Origin of the sequence: Pseudoalteromonas sp. AOP7-A1-14, assembly GCF_052376275.1 — a bacterium.
GTDB lineage: Bacteria > Pseudomonadota > Gammaproteobacteria > Enterobacterales > Alteromonadaceae > Pseudoalteromonas.
This window is the reverse complement of the sequence record NZ_JBQSVO010000028.1, coordinates 1-18,275: the sequence shown is the minus strand read 5'-3', so window position 1 is coordinate 18,275 and position 18,275 is coordinate 1. Positions and strand designations below refer to the sequence as shown.

At 38.8% G+C, this 18,275-nt stretch carries 16 protein-coding genes and 1 pseudogene; 7 read left to right on the top strand and 10 right to left on the bottom strand.

Going from position 1 to position 18,275, the window contains the following annotated elements:
* Positions 1-18 precede the first annotated feature (18 nt).
* Positions 19-210 (bottom strand): hypothetical protein, encoded by a 192-nt coding sequence (locus tag ACT3RM_RS06710; protein ID WP_441834602.1) that lies wholly within the window; start codon positions 208-210, stop codon positions 19-21.
* A 49-nt stretch (positions 211-259) separates the two neighbouring features.
* A complete protein-coding gene (locus ACT3RM_RS06705) occupies positions 260-430 on the bottom strand; it encodes a DUF1328 domain-containing protein (protein ID WP_069188181.1) in 171 nt (56 codons plus the stop codon).
* Positions 431-965: 535 nt separating this feature from the next.
* Between ACT3RM_RS06705 and ACT3RM_RS06700 the strand changes: the two genes are divergently transcribed.
* Genes ACT3RM_RS06700 through ACT3RM_RS06690 form a run of 3 tightly spaced genes read left to right on the top strand, consistent with a single transcriptional unit; the run spans position 966 to position 4,142 of the window.
* Positions 966-1,205 (top strand): OadG family protein, encoded by a 240-nt coding sequence (locus tag ACT3RM_RS06700; protein WP_441834603.1) that lies wholly within the window; start codon positions 966-968, stop codon positions 1,203-1,205.
* A gap of 16 nt (positions 1,206-1,221) precedes the next feature.
* Complete coding sequence (gene oadA / locus ACT3RM_RS06695; protein ID WP_441834604.1) at positions 1,222-3,000, top strand: sodium-extruding oxaloacetate decarboxylase subunit alpha; 1,779 nt, start codon at positions 1,222-1,224, stop codon at positions 2,998-3,000.
* Between the two features lie 11 nt (positions 3,001-3,011).
* Complete coding sequence (locus tag ACT3RM_RS06690; RefSeq protein WP_441834605.1) at positions 3,012-4,142, top strand: sodium ion-translocating decarboxylase subunit beta; 1,131 nt, start codon at positions 3,012-3,014, stop codon at positions 4,140-4,142.
* Positions 4,143-4,945: 803 nt separating this feature from the next.
* Here the strand turns inward: ACT3RM_RS06690 and ACT3RM_RS06685 are convergent.
* Complete coding sequence (locus ACT3RM_RS06685) at positions 4,946-6,259, bottom strand: peptidoglycan DD-metalloendopeptidase family protein (protein WP_441834606.1); 1,314 nt, start codon at positions 6,257-6,259, stop codon at positions 4,946-4,948.
* Positions 6,260-6,408: 149 nt separating this feature from the next.
* Here ACT3RM_RS06685 and tyrS point away from each other — a divergent pair, with 149 nt between their 5' ends.
* Positions 6,409-7,608, top strand: a complete 1,200-nt coding sequence (gene tyrS / locus ACT3RM_RS06680) for a tyrosine--tRNA ligase (protein WP_441834607.1) — start codon at positions 6,409-6,411, stop codon at positions 7,606-7,608.
* A 700-nt stretch (positions 7,609-8,308) separates the two neighbouring features.
* Here tyrS and mtnN read toward each other — a convergent pair.
* The 3 genes and pseudogenes from mtnN to folE2 all read right to left on the bottom strand — a co-directional run bounded on the left by mtnN (position 8,309) and on the right by folE2 (position 10,324).
* A complete protein-coding gene (mtnN, locus tag ACT3RM_RS06675) occupies positions 8,309-9,016 on the bottom strand; it encodes a 5'-methylthioadenosine/S-adenosylhomocysteine nucleosidase (protein ID WP_441834608.1) in 708 nt (235 codons plus the stop codon).
* 103 nt (positions 9,017-9,119) lie between these two features.
* Positions 9,120-9,197, bottom strand: a pseudogene (locus ACT3RM_RS06670) (DUF2726 domain-containing protein); the annotation flags it as partial.
* A 206-nt stretch (positions 9,198-9,403) separates the two neighbouring features.
* Positions 9,404-10,324, bottom strand: a complete 921-nt coding sequence (gene folE2 / locus ACT3RM_RS06665; RefSeq protein ID WP_441834609.1) for a GTP cyclohydrolase FolE2 — start codon at positions 10,322-10,324, stop codon at positions 9,404-9,406.
* A 255-nt stretch (positions 10,325-10,579) separates the two neighbouring features.
* Here folE2 and arcB point away from each other — a divergent pair, with 255 nt between their 5' ends.
* The gene (gene arcB, locus ACT3RM_RS06660) at positions 10,580-12,904 is read left to right on the top strand and encodes an aerobic respiration two-component sensor histidine kinase ArcB (protein WP_441834610.1); all 2,325 of its coding nucleotides are present in this window, start codon (positions 10,580-10,582) and stop codon (positions 12,902-12,904) included.
* A gap of 18 nt (positions 12,905-12,922) precedes the next feature.
* On the opposite strand, the gene arcA is transcribed toward arcB, so the two are convergent.
* From arcA to trmB, 4 genes are all read right to left on the bottom strand, one after another.
* Positions 12,923-13,639, bottom strand: coding sequence for a two-component system response regulator ArcA (gene arcA / locus ACT3RM_RS06655; protein WP_441834611.1), 717 nt, complete (start codon positions 13,637-13,639; stop codon positions 12,923-12,925).
* Between the two features lie 657 nt (positions 13,640-14,296).
* Entirely contained in the window at positions 14,297-14,554 is a 258-nt protein-coding gene (locus ACT3RM_RS06650) for a hypothetical protein (RefSeq protein ID WP_441834612.1), read from the bottom strand.
* A gap of 168 nt (positions 14,555-14,722) precedes the next feature.
* Entirely contained in the window at positions 14,723-15,754 is a 1,032-nt protein-coding gene (locus ACT3RM_RS06645) for a methyltransferase (RefSeq protein WP_441834613.1), read from the bottom strand.
* 45 nt (positions 15,755-15,799) lie between these two features.
* The gene (gene trmB, locus ACT3RM_RS06640) at positions 15,800-16,525 is read right to left on the bottom strand and encodes a tRNA (guanosine(46)-N7)-methyltransferase TrmB (protein ID WP_441834614.1); all 726 of its coding nucleotides are present in this window, start codon (positions 16,523-16,525) and stop codon (positions 15,800-15,802) included.
* 302 nt (positions 16,526-16,827) lie between these two features.
* Between trmB and mutY the strand changes: the two genes are divergently transcribed.
* The gene (gene mutY, locus ACT3RM_RS06635) at positions 16,828-17,877 is read left to right on the top strand and encodes an A/G-specific adenine glycosylase (protein WP_441834615.1); all 1,050 of its coding nucleotides are present in this window, start codon (positions 16,828-16,830) and stop codon (positions 17,875-17,877) included.
* 61 nt (positions 17,878-17,938) lie between these two features.
* Positions 17,939-18,211 (top strand): oxidative damage protection protein, encoded by a 273-nt coding sequence (locus ACT3RM_RS06630; protein WP_441834616.1) that lies wholly within the window; start codon positions 17,939-17,941, stop codon positions 18,209-18,211.
* The last annotated feature ends 64 nt before the right edge of the window (positions 18,212-18,275 follow it).

Here is an 18,275-nt window from a genome sequence, read left to right as displayed (position 1 = left end):
TTTTAAACTAAATTGCTATTAGCAATTCGTTTCTTCAGCATTCATGCCTTCTTTAGCTTCTTCACAGGCGTCTTCAACACCATTTTGCACGTCTGTTACAGCTTCATCAATGCGCTCTCCGGCATCCTCAGCATGGTTATCTTCACAACCCATAATAAAAAAACTTGCGAATAATGCGATAACACCTGCTTTAATTGTTGATGATTTCATAATGTAATTCCTTGTCGAAGGTTAAAAAGATTAATAAGTTAATTAGTATCTAGGGTTTTTTTCCTCGTAAGGCACCAGAAACTAATGAAATAACTAATAGTACTAAAAATATAAAAAAGATTATTTTTGCTATTCCTGCAGCAGCACCAGCGATACCACCAAAACCTAACACTGCAGCGATTAACGCAATAACTAGAAACGTAATTGTCCAGCGTAACATTGTATTCTCCTTGGTTCATCTAAATCGTTCGTATCATTGATAAGCGAGTTACGTGCCACTTTTTAAGTTGTTGATTTTTATTGTTTTAATTTATTTTCCAAGCTGGGTATATTTGAGTGTTACGTAATTTTTACGACTTGTCATGTAACTTATTCATACCATTAATGTAAGTTATGGCGCAGAGAGTTTTATACGTAAATAAGCGTATAATATCTATTTTATTCTTGGTAAGACCAATTTCATGTTAAGTTAACTTTCTTTATAGTGCCATTATTTTAAAGCGCTAAATCTCACATGTTTTTTCGCTTTTATAATTATTATCTATATCGAGTGCTTTTATCGTTTAAGTCCTATCGGTTTTCATTGTTATCAACAGTATTAAGTTAAATATTGATATGTTACTTTAGTAGTAATTGGTTATACCATTTGACAAAGTGCTAGACAATAAATAGAGCTTTGTTATGATTAGTGCATAAATATTAAGTATAATCGGATTTTTATTTAATTGTTCGGTTGAGTTATCAAGGGGAGCAAGATGGATGTAGGTGCTTTACTTACTACCGCGGCAAGTTTAATGCTGACAGGCATGGTGGGAGTATTTCTTTTTCTTTCGTTTTTAATTTGGGCTATTTCACTTATGTCCAAAATAGCTGCGCGGTTTGAAAATCCCGTTGCGCCGCTTGCTCGAAAGGCGTCAATTCAAGCAAAGGGTGTTCCTAGTGAACATGTTGCTGCGATCAGTGCGGCCATTGCTCAATACAATAACAAACAATAATTCTAAGAGGTAATTCATGGCTAAATTAAAACTGACAGAGCTTGTACTACGTGACGCACACCAATCATTGCTGGCTACACGTATGCGCCTTGATGACATGTTACCAATTGCGAGTAAACTGGATGACGCAGGTTATTGGTCAATAGAATCATGGGGCGGAGCTACTTTTGATTCATGTATTCGTTATTTAGGTGAAGATCCTTGGCAGCGCATTCGTTCTTTAAAAGCCGCAATGCCAAATACCAAGCAGCAAATGTTGTTGCGTGGTCAAAACTTATTAGGCTATCGTCATTATGCTGATGATGTAGTAGAAAAGTTTGTTGAGCGCGCCCATAAAAATGGCGTTGACGTATTTCGTATTTTTGATGCGATGAACGATGTACGCAACCTTGAAACCGCCATTAAAGCGGCTGTTAAAGTTGGCGCGCATGCACAAGGAACCATTTCATACACTGTAAGTCCAGTACATACGTTAGACATGTGGTTAAAGCTTGCAAAAGAGCTTGAAGAGCTAGGCTGTCATTCTATTTGTATTAAGGATATGGCGGGGTTATTAAAACCTTATGATTGTGAGCAGTTAATTAAAGGCTTAAAAGAAACCGTATCGATTCCAATTGCAATGCAGTGCCATGCAACAACAGGGCTAAGTACTGCTACTTATCAAAAAGCGATAGATGCAGGAATTGACATGCTTGATACTGCAATTTCGTCAATGAGTATGACTTATGGCCACAGTGCTACTGAAACCATTGTATCGATAGTTGAAGGCACTGAGCGCGATACGGAACTTGACTTAAATCAGCTTGAAGAAATTGCAGCGTATTTTCGTGATGTTCGTAAAAAGTACGCCGCTTTTGAAGGTAGTTTAAAGGGCGTTGATGGTCGTATTCTACTCGCACAAGTGCCTGGTGGCATGTTAACTAACATGGAAAGCCAGCTTAAAGAGCAAGGTGCTGGCGATAAGCTTGACCAAGTATTGCTTGAGATCCCACGTGTTCGTGAAGATCTAGGCTTTTTACCATTGGTTACACCGACCTCGCAAATAGTGGGTACGCAAGCAGTATTAAATGTATTAACTGGTGAGCGTTATAAAACGATTACTAAAGAAACTGCCGGTGTATTAAAAGGCGAATATGGTGCAACCCCTGCGCCAATGAATAAAGAACTACAAGAGCGCGTACTAGAAGGGGAAGAGGCAATTACTTGTCGCCCTGCTGATAAGATAGTGCCAGAGCTTGAAACCCTGCAAACTGAGCTTGAAAAAGAAGCACAGGAGCAAGGTATTGAACTTAGCGATGAAAAAATTGATGATGTATTAACTTATGCATTATTCCCGCAAATTGGCCTTAAATTCCTTAAAAACCGCAATAACCCTGATGCATTTGAGCCAGTGCCTAGCGCTGAATCGGCTAAATCAGAAAAGCCAGCGAACGAGTCGTCTGATAAAACCGTTACTGCTGAACAGTACAGCGTTAAGGTTGATGGCAAGGTTTATGACGTTGTCGTTGCACAAGGCGGTGAGCTTAAAGAAGTAACGCTTAAAGACAGCGAGCTTATTCCACAATCAGCGTCAGTAGCTTCGTCTGAAACGCTAAATGCACCACTTGCTGGTAATATCTTCAAAATAAAAGTAAAAGCAGGTCAGGCTGTTGAAGAAGGTGAAGTGGTTGTCATCATGGAAGCTATGAAAATGGAAACCGAAATACGTGCGACCCATGCAGGCACAATTTCAGAAATACTCGTTACTGAAGGCGATTCAGTATCTACGGGTGATGCCATGATCACATTAGCGTAGGAGTACAGAGGATGGATGGAGTATTAAGCCTCTGGAACGCCACAGGCATCGCAAACCTTACTTTTCCTGCACTTGTTATGATTGCAGTTGGCTGTTTATTGTTATTTTTAGCCATCGCTAAAAACTTTGAACCTTTATTATTGGTACCTATTGGTTTTGGCGCAATACTAACAAATATCCCGGTGGCCGGTTTATCCGACCCCGGTGGTCTACTGTATTACGTTTATCATATAGGTATTGATACTGGTGTATTCCCATTACTTATATTTATGGGCGTTGGGGCACTGACAGACTTTAGTGCGCTTATAGCTAACCCTCGTATGCTATTGCTAGGCGCTGCGGCGCAGTTTGGTATTTTTGCTACCTTATTTGGCGCAATACTATTAAATTATGTGCCTGGTTTTGAGTTTAGTTTACAAGATGCTTCCGCTATCGCTATCATTGGTGGGGCAGATGGGCCTACAGCAATCTTCTTAGCCTCTAAACTTGCCCCTGATCTACTTGGCGCAATCGCCGTTGCAGCTTATTCATATATGGCATTGGTGCCTATTATCCAACCGCCAATTATGCGTGCGCTAACGAAACCAGAAGAACGTCAAATTCAGATGCCGCAGTTACGCGCTGTATCCAAAAAAGAGAAGATCTTCTTCCCGCTGATGGTGCTTAGTTTAACTATATTGTTTTTACCCGCGGCTACCCCACTAGTAGGTATGTTCTGTTTAGGTAATTTAATGCGCGAGTCTGGCGTTGTTGATCGGCTAAGTAACAGTGCACAAAATGAAATTATTAATGTCACCACTATATTTTTAGGTTTAGCGGTAGGTTCAAAGCTTGCAGCAGATAAGTTTTTAACTGTTGAAACTATTGGTATTTTATTGCTCGGTGCACTGGCATTTTCAATTGGTACAGCTTCAGGTGTATTTATGGCAAAAGGCTTAAATAAAATATCTAAAACGCCCGTTAACCCACTCCTTGGGGCAGCAGGTGTATCAGCAGTACCTATGGCTGCGCGTGTAGTTAATAAGGTGGGTCTTGAAAGCAATCCGCATAACTTTTTACTTATGCATGCAATGGGCCCCAATGTTGCCGGTGTACTTGGTAGTGCTGTAGCCGCTGGTATATTACTGGCATTGGTTGGTTAAGTTTATAAACTAAATGAAGTATGAAACGATTACTTCCAACCTTTTAGCGCAGTGATTACTGCGCTTTTTTTTGTCTGTCGTTTAGGTATACTCAAATTATAAATAAATTGATAGCTTAATAACTTAGAGGATAGTATGAATATATTTGTGATATTAATTTCACTTTTTATTGCGTTAATTATTCTCGTGCCTTTATTAGAGAAGTACCAATCAAAATTAGGCTTAGATAGCGCCACTAAGTACGCTAAATATATTTGGCCATTAGTGATGATCTCCCTAGTTGTACAATTGATTTATATACTCTTAAATTAACGCTTTTATATCTCTTGTAAGGTAGTTATATAAGGCAACTTTAATGATATCGTGATTTCTAAAAGTTAGTTCGTGAGATGAGCTCTGAACAATATGTAACTCACATTATTTCTCGGTGTGAGCTGACATGGTAAGTTTGATGGGCTCAAATTAGATCAAGTTGCAGTTGGGCGTAAAATTAGCACAAGTGGCATTAGTTAAAGTAGCAGAGGTTTGATTTTACCACTGAGCTTAAAAGTTATTGGGATGATATTAACGGTCATTATCTGCATATTATGGCCCCAGTTACTTTAATTCAAGTCGGGCTTAGTGGCTACGCTTCAATCAGTGAAATTATTGAGCGGGCTGGTTTTTACATAAGGCGTGATACGTGTATTGATGCCGAAGAGTGAATCATTACAGCATAGACTCCGGTATAGACTCTTAGGTATTAAAAAGCCGTTACAGTAATAGCTGTAACGGCTTTTTAAGTTTTATTAGCGACACTTTATTTATTTTAGAGCTAGTTGTAACTCACGGTTGCGTTCTAGTTGCGCTAAGAATGTATCTGCAATTGGTTTAAATTTAGCTAATTCTTCACGCGGAAGTGGTTCAGATTTAGGTAGGTCAACCGTTTTTGGATTGCGATGTACTCCGTTTACTAAAAACTCATAATGTAAGTGGGCACCTGTTACACGGCCAGTAGAGCCTACGGTGCCAATTTTTTGACCTTGTTTAACACGCGCGCCTGTTTTAACCATTTTTTTGTTTAAATGTAAATACTTAGTGACATACTTAGAGCCATGTCTAATAAATATATAGTTACCATTATACTTACTGTAGCCGGCTTTAATAACTTTGCCGTTACCTGATGCTACAACTGGCGTGCCTGTACGTGCAGCAAAGTCAATACCACGGTGTGGGCGAACTAAGCCTGTAACTGGGTGTAAACGTTTAGGATTAAAGCTTGAGCTAATATATTTAAAGCTAACTGGCGCTCGTAAAAATGCTTTTTTCATACTGCGCCCTTCAGGGGTGTAGAAGCGTCCATCGCTATGGCGAATTGCAGTAAAACGTCGATCTTGACTAATAAATTCAGCTGCAATAATTTTACCGGTGCCAATGAATTCACCATCTACATAGTGTGATTCGTAAATAAGGCCAAACTTATCGCCTTTACGAATATCATTAGCAAAATCTACATCCCAACCGAAGATATCAGCAAAGTTCATAATTTGGCGCTCAGATAACCCCGCGGCAATACCTGATGTCCAAAAGCTATTTGAAATTTCACCACCTGCAGATTTGCTAAGGGTTTCGATTTCTTTACTGTCTATTGAAGTGTCATAATTACCTTCTTCATTTAAGGTAATAAATAAGGTATCGGTTTTTGAGATTACATAACGTAATTGTGCAAGTGAGCCATCATCTGCAGTTGCAAAGCTAAGTGTTTCACCTGGATGGATTTTAGTTAACTTACGCGTTTCTGCATTAGTATTAACTAGCTTATAAACGTCACCTGCAGAAAACCCGGCACGCTTAAAAATAAGAGCTAGATTATCCCCGTTCTTAACCTTAAAATCGACAAGGTCATATTCGGGTAACTTTTTTGCGGCTTTATCTGAATTTAGCTCAGTTAGCTTTTCGTTGTCATCAAGTTTAACCTGTAACTCGTAGCGTTTACCAATTTCTAGTGCATCTGCACTATTGTCTTTTGAAGCGGTGGCTTTTTCTGAAGGAAGAAAGGTTAAGCCGATAATAGCAGAAACCAACCCAAGAATAAGCAATTTGTGTTTTTTAGGGAGCTTGTGCACCACGTGAACCATAACGTGCCTTTTCCTGCTGTCAAGATAATTAAGTACTAATATTGCAGGATATACTTAATAAAGCGTTAATACCAGTGTTTTGTGGATTTAAACTGACGTTAATATACGCTAGAATTACCCTGTAGCTGAATTTTTTGGAGTAATAAACAGTGGATTTACAAACCGCTCTAGCAGAGATTAAACGCGGTGCAGAACAAATATTAATTGAAGACGAATTAGTCGAAAAGCTAAAGTCTGGTAAAAAGCTTAAAATTAAGGCCGGTTTCGATCCAACAGCCCCAGATTTACACTTAGGCCACACTGTTCTTATCAATAAAATGAAAACCTTCCAGGACTTAGGTCATGAAGTGATTTTCCTAATTGGTGACTTCACGGGAATGATTGGTGATCCAACGGGTAAAAATGTAACCCGTAAGCCACTAACAAGAGATGACGTTTTAGCTAATGCTGAAACCTATAAACAGCAAATTTTTAAAATACTTGATCCAAGCAAAACTACGGTTGCATTTAACTCAACGTGGATGGAGCAACTAGGCGCGGCTGGTATGATCAAATTAGCTGCTCGTCAAACGGTTGCTCGTATGCTTGAGCGCGATGATTTTAAAAAGCGCTATGCTGGCAACCAATCAATAGCTATACACGAGTTTTTATACCCACTAGTACAAGGTTGGGATTCTGTGGCACTGGAGTCTGATGTTGAACTTGGTGGTACGGATCAACGTTTTAATTTATTAATGGGTCGTGAATTACAAAAAGATGAAGGCCAAAAGCCTCAAACCGTTCTAATGATGCCTTTATTAGAAGGTACTGACGGCGTTCAAAAAATGTCTAAGTCGTTAGGCAACTATATTGGCATTACTGATACACCTAACGAGATGTTTGGCAAAATAATGTCAATTAGTGACGTATTAATGTGGCGTTATTATGAGTTACTTAGTGCTTTATCGATTGAAGAAATGGCTGAACTTAAACAGCGTGTTGAGCAAGGCACTAATCCACGTGACATTAAGATTCAACTTGCTAAAGAAATAATTACTCGTTTTCATAGTGAGCAAGATGCAGAAAATGCTCATCAGGATTTTATTAAGCGCTTTCAAAAAAATGCTTTACCAGATGAAGTCCCTGAACTGACGGTAACTATTGAGGAAGAAACAATCTTCATTACTAACCTTTTGAAAGAGGCTAACCTTGTGGCAAGTACCTCAGAAGCCATGCGAATGATTAAACAAGGCGCTGTAAAGCTCAACGGTGAGATAAAAATAACAGATACCAAATTAGAAATAGCTAAAGGTAGCTCTGATATTTATCAAGTGGGTAAGCGTAGGTTTGCAAAAGTAACCGTGGCATAATAAGCCGAGTTATAATTCAGCTAAAAACTAGCTTCGGCTGGTTTTTTTATGTTTAGTGCAAGTTAAAGATAGTTAATTAGGATAAAAGCCAGCTCGATACTCACAATGGGTCAAGAGCCAAAACTCTTAGCTTGTTGTATGAGAGAAAATGCTTTAGGAATATCATCAATATTTGGCAGCACTACCAGTGCCAACGCGCATTGTATGGTATTAGGTTCTCTTATAAACAGCAACCCCCCAATTGAATAGCTAAAGATGCAGAACATCCGCTTAATAGCCAGCCACTATTGGTTTGATAAAAATGCCGTCCGTGATGCTTTATATAACGAATACTTTGTTTAGTGGCTGTTCTGCCAGAATAGTCAGAGTTACTAGCCGAAGCGGTATAAACTCTATAATAAATAGTATTATTTTAAGTGGTTTTAATAACTCTTTGGCTGTGGTTTTTTGTTTAAGGAGCCGTGCTATGCGAGTGGGTTTCCTTTTCATACTGGTGTTTTCAAGGCATTAGCAAAGAGTTTAATTAGATAATAGCGCCGAGTAATAAGTAATATGCTTGGCAAAGGCAGCATAAATCACCTTTAGAAATGTATTAATTTATTCGATTAATATCAATAAGATAAGGTTAATAGCGCTCAGCTAAGAGCGCAGCAATAAATACGATAAAGTCCAAATGGTTTTGAACAACCGCATTAACTTTTTATAAACTGACCGAGATCAGTTTTTCAAGTAAGGCAACGACCATTTTCGATGAGTTTATAGAGGCGGCTTCTAAATACTCTTCAAATGATTGTGGAGAGTCTTTACCGGCAATATCTGACATTGAACGAATAACTACAAATGGCGTTTCAAGTGCGTAACATGCTTGTGCTATTGCAGCACCTTCCATTTCAACGGCAAGCATTGACGGGAAATCTGCTCGGGCTTTATCAATACGAGCTGCGTCACACATAAATGAGTCGCCGGTACAAATTAAACCAATAAGGGTTTTTATATCACTGATCTCTGAAATACTTTGCTCAGCAGCTTCAATTAACTTGGGGTGCGCAGCAAAGCCTGCAGGCATTTGTGGAACTTGGCCAATATCATAACCAAAAGCCGTTACATCAACATCATGATGGCGAACCTCGGATGAAATAACCACATCACCCACGCTTAAAGAGGAAGAAAAACCACCGGCAGAACCTGTATTAATAACACAATCAGGGCTAAAGTTATCGATTAATAAAGTAGTGGCGATTGCAGAGGCGACTTTGCCAATTCCAGATTGCACTAAAGTAACGGTGTTACCAGCAAGTGAACCTGTATAAAATGTAAAGCCTGCTTTAGTCAACGTTACTGGGTTTTGCATTGCTTCACGTAAAATTTTAACTTCTGGCTCCATGGCGCCAATAATACCAACATTCATAGTTTTAGATTCCTCGAATTGAATATCTAGATTATACCCAAAGTTAGTAATAAAAAACAAAAATGCGAGTTTAAACTCGCATTTTAAAATGTTATTTACGCTTTTATATTTCAGCGAGTGCCGTAGAGTGAGCCTTTGCTTGAGAAGGGGATAATACTGCTGGTTTACTTGCTTTAGTACGCACAGATCGTGGGGGGCAGGGGTCTACCATCATCAGTAAACTTCGACGCAACAACAGAGGCTTCAAAAAACTAACGCTAAAATTGATAATAAAAGGAATTCCATACGGTAACTCCACGACAACAAATTGACACTGATTTACTCGAGCAATTTGTGTGTTTAAATCTTCTGTCGTATGTTAAAGCACCGTATATATTATTATCGTTGTTATGCCTGATAACCGCCGTCAATACCTTTTACTACAATCGCGACTGCATCGTGGGCATGTAATGATTCGTAATGATTGATTTGCAACCAGTAATCGGCATAACTACTAGCATCTAGTAGGGCTTTAATTTTTCGAGCGGCATCTTCACAAAACATAAGGTTTTGGCCATTTAAACGTGCGAATTCTTGTTCATCTTCACGCTTCACTGCTGCTTGAACAGGTGTTTTTAACTCTTGCTCTAAATTATTGATTAAACTCAATACGTCAAATTTGTTAATCGTGTTACTAAGTTTGACTTTAACATTAGCTATAGAGCGTTGTGAATGCGGAGTGGCGACGATACCTTGTGTGGTGCCAAGCCATTCAAGTACAGCGTGTTGGCTTACTTCTGAGGTTTGAAACTGCTCGTTAAAAGCGTTTTGAATAAGCTGGCGAGCAAGAGCGGCAGAGCAAGGGCAGGTTGATGAATAAGTTACGTCAACACTAAGTTCAAAACTAAGTTGGCCGCGGTCAACTTTAGCCGCTAGCGTAATTGGGTAGCTTTTCCAGCCAGCTTTACCGCTTAATAGCGACTTGCGTCTAAGTGGTAGCTCAAACTTAAACTCAATTAATGCTTTATCACTTAATCCCTCATGGCTGGTAATAAAAGTATCGAGAGCTTGCGCAACTGTTTGCGGGTTAACTTGTTGCTCGGTTGATAACCTATCTAGGGCTAAGTAAAGTCGAGACATATGAATGCCTTTCGCGTCTTCTTTGTGTAAATTTACAAAAGCGCGGGCTTTAGCGTTAACTGTTACAGGTGTCAATTCTGCCGATTCAAAAATAAAGGGCAGTTCAATTTCACCCATACCAACCCAATCTAATGACCCTGTTTGTAAGGCGGCAGCTGTATCTGCTATATCTGGCATTGTAGTTTGCATGGCTATACTCATTTATTAGTGAATCTAAGGCGGCGTATTTTACACGAAATAAAGAAAAAGTGGATTGAAGATGAAAATTTTATGTTTTCATCGCACAACATGAAAACTGTTAATGTAAAAATGGTAAACTAATTTAAGGGTTAATGGTTTTCGTCGCTGCGCAACGAGCTGAAGTTTTATATACTTAACCTGAACCCAGGTTATTTAACTACATACTAGTAACGCAAGTAATAAGCGAAGAGACAAACGTAATATATGATCGATTTTTCTTTGAGCCCTTGGGCTCGTATTCTTTCTAGCTCTATCTCTAAAATTGGTGAGTTTAAAACCGCGGCACTGTGCTATGGGTTATTGTTAGTGGTATCCCTGATACTGACCAGTATGTTTTATTATGTAGCGGTTGGTGAAGTGATGTTTTTGGATGTGCTTGCGGTGATGTTTTTTACCGCTGTTGTCTCACCTTTACTTATTAGTTTGTTGATTAATTCTGTACGCCAGCTTGACGCCTCCTTTGCTTATTTAGACACCGCTACCAAACAAGAAAAACTTTTAAATCAAACCTTAAAAGATAATATAAATCGCTTAAATGTTGAGATTGATGAGCGTAAAATGGCTTTTCACGCCAAACACCGCGCTATCGAAGAGTTACGAAAAGAAATAGCTGAACGTAAGAAAACGCAACAAGAGCTGGCACAGCAGGGGATGTTACTGCGTTCTATTGTCGATTCATCCCCAGATTTATTTTATTACCGCGATAATAATGGCGTTTTTGCTGGCTGTAATAAAATGTTTGAAGAAGTCATGGATAAATCAAGCCAAGAGCTGATTGGCAAAACCGCTGAGCAAATTTACCCAAGCCGCTTTTTACCTGAGGTACTAAGAACAGATGAGGTCGTTGAGCAAAAGCACCAAGCAATAACTTTGGATGTTGAATATCCAGTGGGTAACGAAACCCGTTGGTTTGAAATGCGTAAACTCCCTTTTATTAATGACAACGGCGATTACATTGGGTTATTAGCGTTTGGACGTGATATCACCAGCCGTAAAGAAGCGGCTCAAGCCTTAGAAACAGCCTACAAAGATAAAGGTAAATTTATCGCGACTTTAAGTCATGAGTTACGTACACCACTTAATGGTATTGTTGGCTTGACACGAATGTTACTGGATACAGAGCTTGATAAGGAACAACGTAGTTGGTGTAACACAGTTTTTTCAAGCGCCGAGACTCTGGGAAATATATTTAATGATATTATTGATTTAGATAAAATTGATCGTGAGCAGCTCGATATTATGACTGACTCAATTAATGTGTCTGATTTTATTAATGATGTAGTAAACTTTGCGGGGCTTATAGCTGAACAAAAAAGCTTAGAGTTTGAAATTAAGCGTAAAGGCATGCTCGATGTTTATGCACAATTAGATCCGACCCGCTTGCGCCAAGTAGTTTGGAACCTTATTAATAACGCGGTTAAGTTCACTCAAAAAGGTAAAGTGGAACTTGAATGTCGCCGTGAAGATCGCGCAGATGGTCCTTGGTTAGTGATGAGTGTACACGACACGGGTCAAGGTATACCGCAAAAACAGTTACATCGTATTTTTGATATGTACTACAAAGCCCCCGATATTAAAGGCACTAATGCTATTGGGTCAGGAATTGGTTTAGCAGTTACTAAAGCACTTGTTAGTGCTATGCATGGGCATATTCATGTAAGCAGTACGGAAGGAGAGGGGAGCTGTTTTGTCGTCGAAATCCCATTAAGTTTATGTATTGCACCGACAAAGCAATCTTATGCCGGACGTAGTTTAAATATTTTACTTGTTGAAGATGTACCATTGAACGCAGAAATTGCTACCAACTTATTAGAGCAACGTGGTCACGAGGTTATATGGGCTGAAACCGGTGAAGATGCTTTATCATTTGTCTATACCGAGGATGATTTAGACCTTATTCTATTGGACATGCAGTTGCCGGATATTAATGGCGATGAAGTCGCACGGCAAATCCGTGATGATGATCATTTTGATAATTTGCCTATTGTGGCGCTTACGGCAAATGTGCGTAACGCAGAAGAGGAGCTTGAAGGTATTTCAACTCAGGGAGCACTGGCTAAGCCTATTAATACTATGAAGTTAGATAAAATACTGGCAGAGCTTTTCCAAATAAAACAAGAGCCTAAGTGTGAAAAGGATGTAGTTAAACTCGACAAGTCAGCCCTTGAACATATTAATATGTCACTACTTGATGTTGAAACAATTGAAGATTTTGTAAGTTCTATGGGGGTCGTGGTATTTGAACGAAGTAGTGAACTGTTTGCTAAGCTTAACCCACAATATCAAACAGAGATGTCAGAATCTCTTGAGAAAAATGATCGAGAGCAATACAAGTCGGTTGCTCATAAGTTAAAAGGGGCTGCAGGTTCTGTAGGCTTAAATGACGTTCAGTTACATGCTAAAAAGATGGAACACGGCGCGCTTGAGCAAAGTGATGAGGAATTACAATTATGGTTGGATGTATTGGCAGATAAAATAAATGAGGGACAAGATGCCCTTCATTTATTTTTGCAGCAGCTAAGTGATTAGCTGCTTAGTGTATTACTATCAGCTGTCGATTTTACCAATAAAACGGTAACCTTCACCATGAATAGTACTGATCAGCTCTGAAGTGCTGTTGTCGCTTTCAAAATGCTTACGAATACGACGAATAGTCACATCAACAGTTCGGTCATTAGCACGTAACTCGCGGCCTGTCATATGCTTAATTAACTGTTCTCGGCTAAAAATACGCCCTGGTGAATCAAGCATTAAACGAAGCGCGCGATATTCACCTTTAGGTAAACGTTTAGCATCACCATTTGGCGAGGTTAAACAACGGCTATTTTCATCAAGTTCCCAACCATTAAAGGTAATAACACCATTGGTTTCTAAACTCGCCTCTTCACCACCAAGAGCTGTACGCGTAATCAAGTTACGTGCACGAATGGTCAATTCACGAGGATTGAACGGCTTAGTGATATAGTCGTCTGCTCCAATTTCAAGGCCCAAAATACGATCAACATCGTTATCACGACCCGTTAAGAAAATAAGTCCGACATTACGCTTTTGACGTAATTCACGCGCTAAAATAAGCCCGTTTTTGCCTGGTAGGTTGATATCCATAACTACAAGATTCACATCATCGTTATTTGTAAGCTTGTCATGCATGTCATCGCCATCTATGGCTTCTATAACTTTATAACCTTCAGCTTCAAATAAACTAACGAGGTTGAGTCGAGTTACGTCTTCATCCTCTACAATCAGAATGACTGGCGTTTGCATTATTAATTAACCTTTTTCGGAATATATTATTTACAATTAATTCGGTATTGTATCATAAAACCGAATACTAGAGATTATAGGAGTATATCCAATTGTTAACAAGTAAAATCAATTTGGATGAAACTTTGAAACAGCCAGTGACCGCGATTGAACTTTAAAGTTTCGCTGTAACAACTGCTTTTTATTGATATACAGACAGATTCTATTTCCTTTTTGGACTAAAGAGGCGGTACCGCCTTTTCTAAAAAACTAATACTTTCACCTTTGGTTAATGTATTAAGAATAATTGTATCAGTCCAAATAAGAATTATATCATCTTCTAACCTTTCATCAATGTATGTGATATCACAAAAGCGATAAAGTTCAAAAATTGATTGTTTTGTATTAATTTATTTAACTTAATAGGGAAATCTATTGGGTGTTAACGCATTATTATTAACTAAATGTATTCTTATACCTTGTTGTAAGTCATAGAAGAACAACGAACTTGGCGTGGAGAGTGTGTACTCGGAAATTCTATCGCTCTATCCATCTGGTTTAAAAAGGTAGAACGAACTTGTGAAGATGCTTTAACATTGGCCGAAAATCTACAAATAAAACAAAAGAGCACCTAACAATTTCATACTGATGGCGTTTTTCAGAAATTAAAATTAAAAATTAGTAAAAACACGGTTTTTTAGTCACATCATTAAGTGCATAAATATGAATACCTTTAACCAACGAAGTTGTTTCGAATAACTTTAGGCGTTCATCTTTGGTTTTTCTATCATCAAAAAGTACAGTTTCTTGAGCGTTAAATGAAACTATTTGTGCGAGAATGGTGAACTTATTGACGATAAATTGCTTTTTCTCAGGTACATGTAAATAGGTTGAAATTGAAAAAGGCAAAGATAAACATAACGCGGTTACCAGCATTACAGCACTGAACAGCTACTTTTTTATACTGGTATGTCTTATCTGTTTGGGCATTGAATGTAATGACCTGATTGTATTTATTCTATAATTTGTTAAGTCTAGCAAAGAGGGTTAAAAATGATTGGAAAAGTTAAATCTAATCACTTTGTTTTGACTATCAAATAAATATCAATTCTTATTACTATAAACTGCAAATTTATTATTTTTAAATACAGTACGATATGCCCCAAACTGGTCTTCTAGAAGGGGTGGATATTTTAAAAAGCAGTTAGCTACGATGGTTAATATGCCACTTTTTGTTAAATGTGTTTTTGCTCCAGATAAAAATTTCTCAGCAACAGTGTAGTCAGTGGCAATGCCGGTATGAAATGGCGGGTTACTAATAATAAGATCGAATGTGCCGGTAATATTTTGTAAGCCATCACTTAAAACGGCTTTACCATTAATGTTATTGACTGCCAGAGTTTGTGTTGTAGCGTACGCTGCAAGCGCGCTTACATCACTACAGCTAAAGGTAAGTTTTGGGTTTTTAAGACCTAAAAAAGTGGCAATTAACCCTGCACCGCAGCCAAAATCAAGTACATTACCTTGTTTGATGCTAGGCGCGTTTTCAAGCAACATTTTAGTCCCTGCGTCTAGTTCGCCGTGGTTAAATACCCCTGGGATACTTATTGCAGGGAAGCTTAAGTCAGCTATATCGACCGTAAAAGGTTTGTGGTAATCACTAATAGTAAATGCAGTAAGCTTAGTAATACCAGAAAATGCATAAAGTGCACAGTGTTTAGCGCTATCTATTTTATTGCTAAATTCAGCGCGGGCTTTGAATTGTTTTTCAATTGATTTAACACCACTTTTATTATCACCAACCACCAGTAACTGAGCACCTTCGCTAATTACACTACGAATATTATCAAGAGTCATTAATGCTTCAGGTTTGGCTTTAGGGTAATAGTAAACAACTAAGTCGTATTGCTGATCTTCTATCTGATGACTTACAACGGTGTTGATATTGCTAAAGCGCTTAGCGTATTCACCATTGGCATGGTTATAACTAAAAGCGGTGATACTGCTGTTTGGGTTAAGCTCTTTTAGCTCAGCTAAAAAGCCATCTTGAGCAAAATTGACCACCAAAATCGACTTGCCTTCCAGGACTTCGCTATTTCGCAGTAAAAGGAGGCTAGGGTTAGTTAATTTGCTCATTGTTGGTTTTACCTTTAATCGTTAATTTATTACCCGGTGATCAGGCTACTTAGTACGTTCGAACATTAAATCCCAAACACCGTGACCTAAGCGATGGCCGCGTTGTTCAAATTTAGTCAATGGGCGTAAATCTGGACGTGGCACATAATCATTATCAGCTGACTGATTTTTGAAATTTTCAGCTGCTTGCATAACTTCAAGCATATGCTCGGCGTAATTTTCCCAATCAGTAGCCATGTGAAATACACCGCCAATTTTTAGTTTACTACGTAGTTTTTCAACAAAGGCAGGTTGCACAATACGGCGTTTATGGTGACGCTTTTTATGCCATGGGTCAGGAAAAAATAACTGCATAGTTGTTAAGCTATTATCGGCAATACAATCGGCTAGAATTTCAACTGCATCGTGTTCAAATACTCGTAAATTAGTTACACCCGCTTCATCGGCATCCATTAAACATGCACCTACCCCTGGGCGATGAACTTCAATACCAATAAAGTTTAAATGTGGGGAGTTTTTGGCCATTTCAACCAAGGATTTACCCATCCCAAAGCCGATTTCCATCACTATGTCGTTATCGTTGCCAAACACTTGTTGTAAGTCAAGTAGGCCGTTTTTGTGTTCAAGCCCCATAGTTGACCAGCACTTTTCGATACCCGCCGCTTGGCCTTTGGTTAAACGACCTTCGCGTTTTACAAAACTGCGAATGGTACGGATATATTTACCTTCTTGCTGTGCTTGCTCAAGGTTAGATTTACTTGATTCACTCATAATGGTTGGCCTGACATAGAAACTATTAGTAAAAATGGTGGCGTATTATCCCTGACAGGGGGGGAGATCACAAGAGCTTGACCTTTTTATTCACGCCATTATATCCAAACCACCTCAAGATGTAGAACTCGGTGTTTAACAGAGACTTAATTTCAAGGCGTTACTTTGCAACAGTGGAATAACCATTACTTGCAATCAACGCTTTACCTAAATCATTTTTAATTCTAACGACGCTCGCACCTTAAGGTAGTTTAGGTATACACTAAGCGCTATATTAAGGTCGAGTAATAAAAGTCACTATTTTGAATTTAAATCAGCATGAAGCCTCTTGGTTTGCCAGCCAAGTTGTTGATTGGTATCACATCAATGGCCGGAAAACCTTGCCGTGGCAATTAAATAAAACCCCTTATAAAGTGTGGGTTTCGGAGGTTATGCTACAGCAAACCCAAGTAGCTACGGTTATTCCTTACTTTCAACGTTTTATGCAAAGCTTTCCTGATATTGAGGCGCTTGCAAATGCGCCAGAAGATCAAGTATTGCACCATTGGACAGGACTTGGCTACTATGCGCGGGCTCGTAACTTACATAAAAGCGCCAAAATAGTGCGTGATGACTATCAAGGTAAGTTTCCGACCACGCTTGAACAAGTTATGGCTTTACCGGGAATCGGGCGCTCCACTGCAGGAGCGATATTATCGCTTTCATTGGGCCAACATCACCCTATTTTAGATGGTAATGTTAAACGGGTACTCGCACGATTTTTTATGGTTGAAGGTTGGTACGGGGTTAAAAAAGTTGAAAACACTTTATGGCAATTATCCGAGCAGTTAACACCAAAAGAAAATGTTACTGAATTTAATCAAGCAATGATGGACTTGGGCGCAAGCGTTTGCTCACGCAGTCGTTTTGATTGCAGTGCGTGCCCTTTAAATTTGCGCTGCGGCGCATTTAAAGCGGACGTAGTTAAACAGTTTCCACATTCTAAGCCTAAAAAAGCAGTGCCCAAAAAGTCATGTCATCAGTTAATAATTCAGTCTGATGACAAAGTATTGATGGAAAAGCGCCCGAGCTCAGGTATTTGGGGGGGGCTGTTCGGCTTTTTTGAATTTCAAGAGTTAACGCAGATGCAAACCTTTATAGCTCAACATAACTTACCTTTAGAAAGTAAACCACTGAAGCCATTCAGTCATGTATTTTCACACTTTGAGCTGACGATTAACCCACATATGTTAATTTTGGCTAAAATGCCAGATATGGTTAATGATCGGCAATTAATTTGGTATCCTTTAGCTGGGTCAGTCGAGGTTGGTCTTGCAGCGCCAACTAAAAAGCTAGTTACTACATTAGCTTAATCATTTCAGTTGGGGTTTGATAAGTATTGGGCCCTTATTAATAAAAGCGAAGAGAGCAATTATGGCACGTACAGTATTTTGTCAAAAGTTACAAAAAGAAGCTGAAGGACTTGGTTTTCAACTTTACCCAGGTGAGCTTGGTGAAAAGGTTTTTAACAATATTTCAAAAGAAGCGTGGAGCCAATGGCAACATAAGCAAACGATGCTGATCAACGAAAAGCATCTAAATATGATGGATCCAGAACATCGCACGTTTTTAGAAGAGCAAATGGTTGGCTTTTTGTTTGAAGGCAAAGATGTTGAAATTGAAGGTTACAAGCCACCAGAAAGCTAATAGGCATAAATATAGTAAAAAAAGGGCTGTTCAGCCCTTTTTTAATATGTGTAGATTTCTTTAC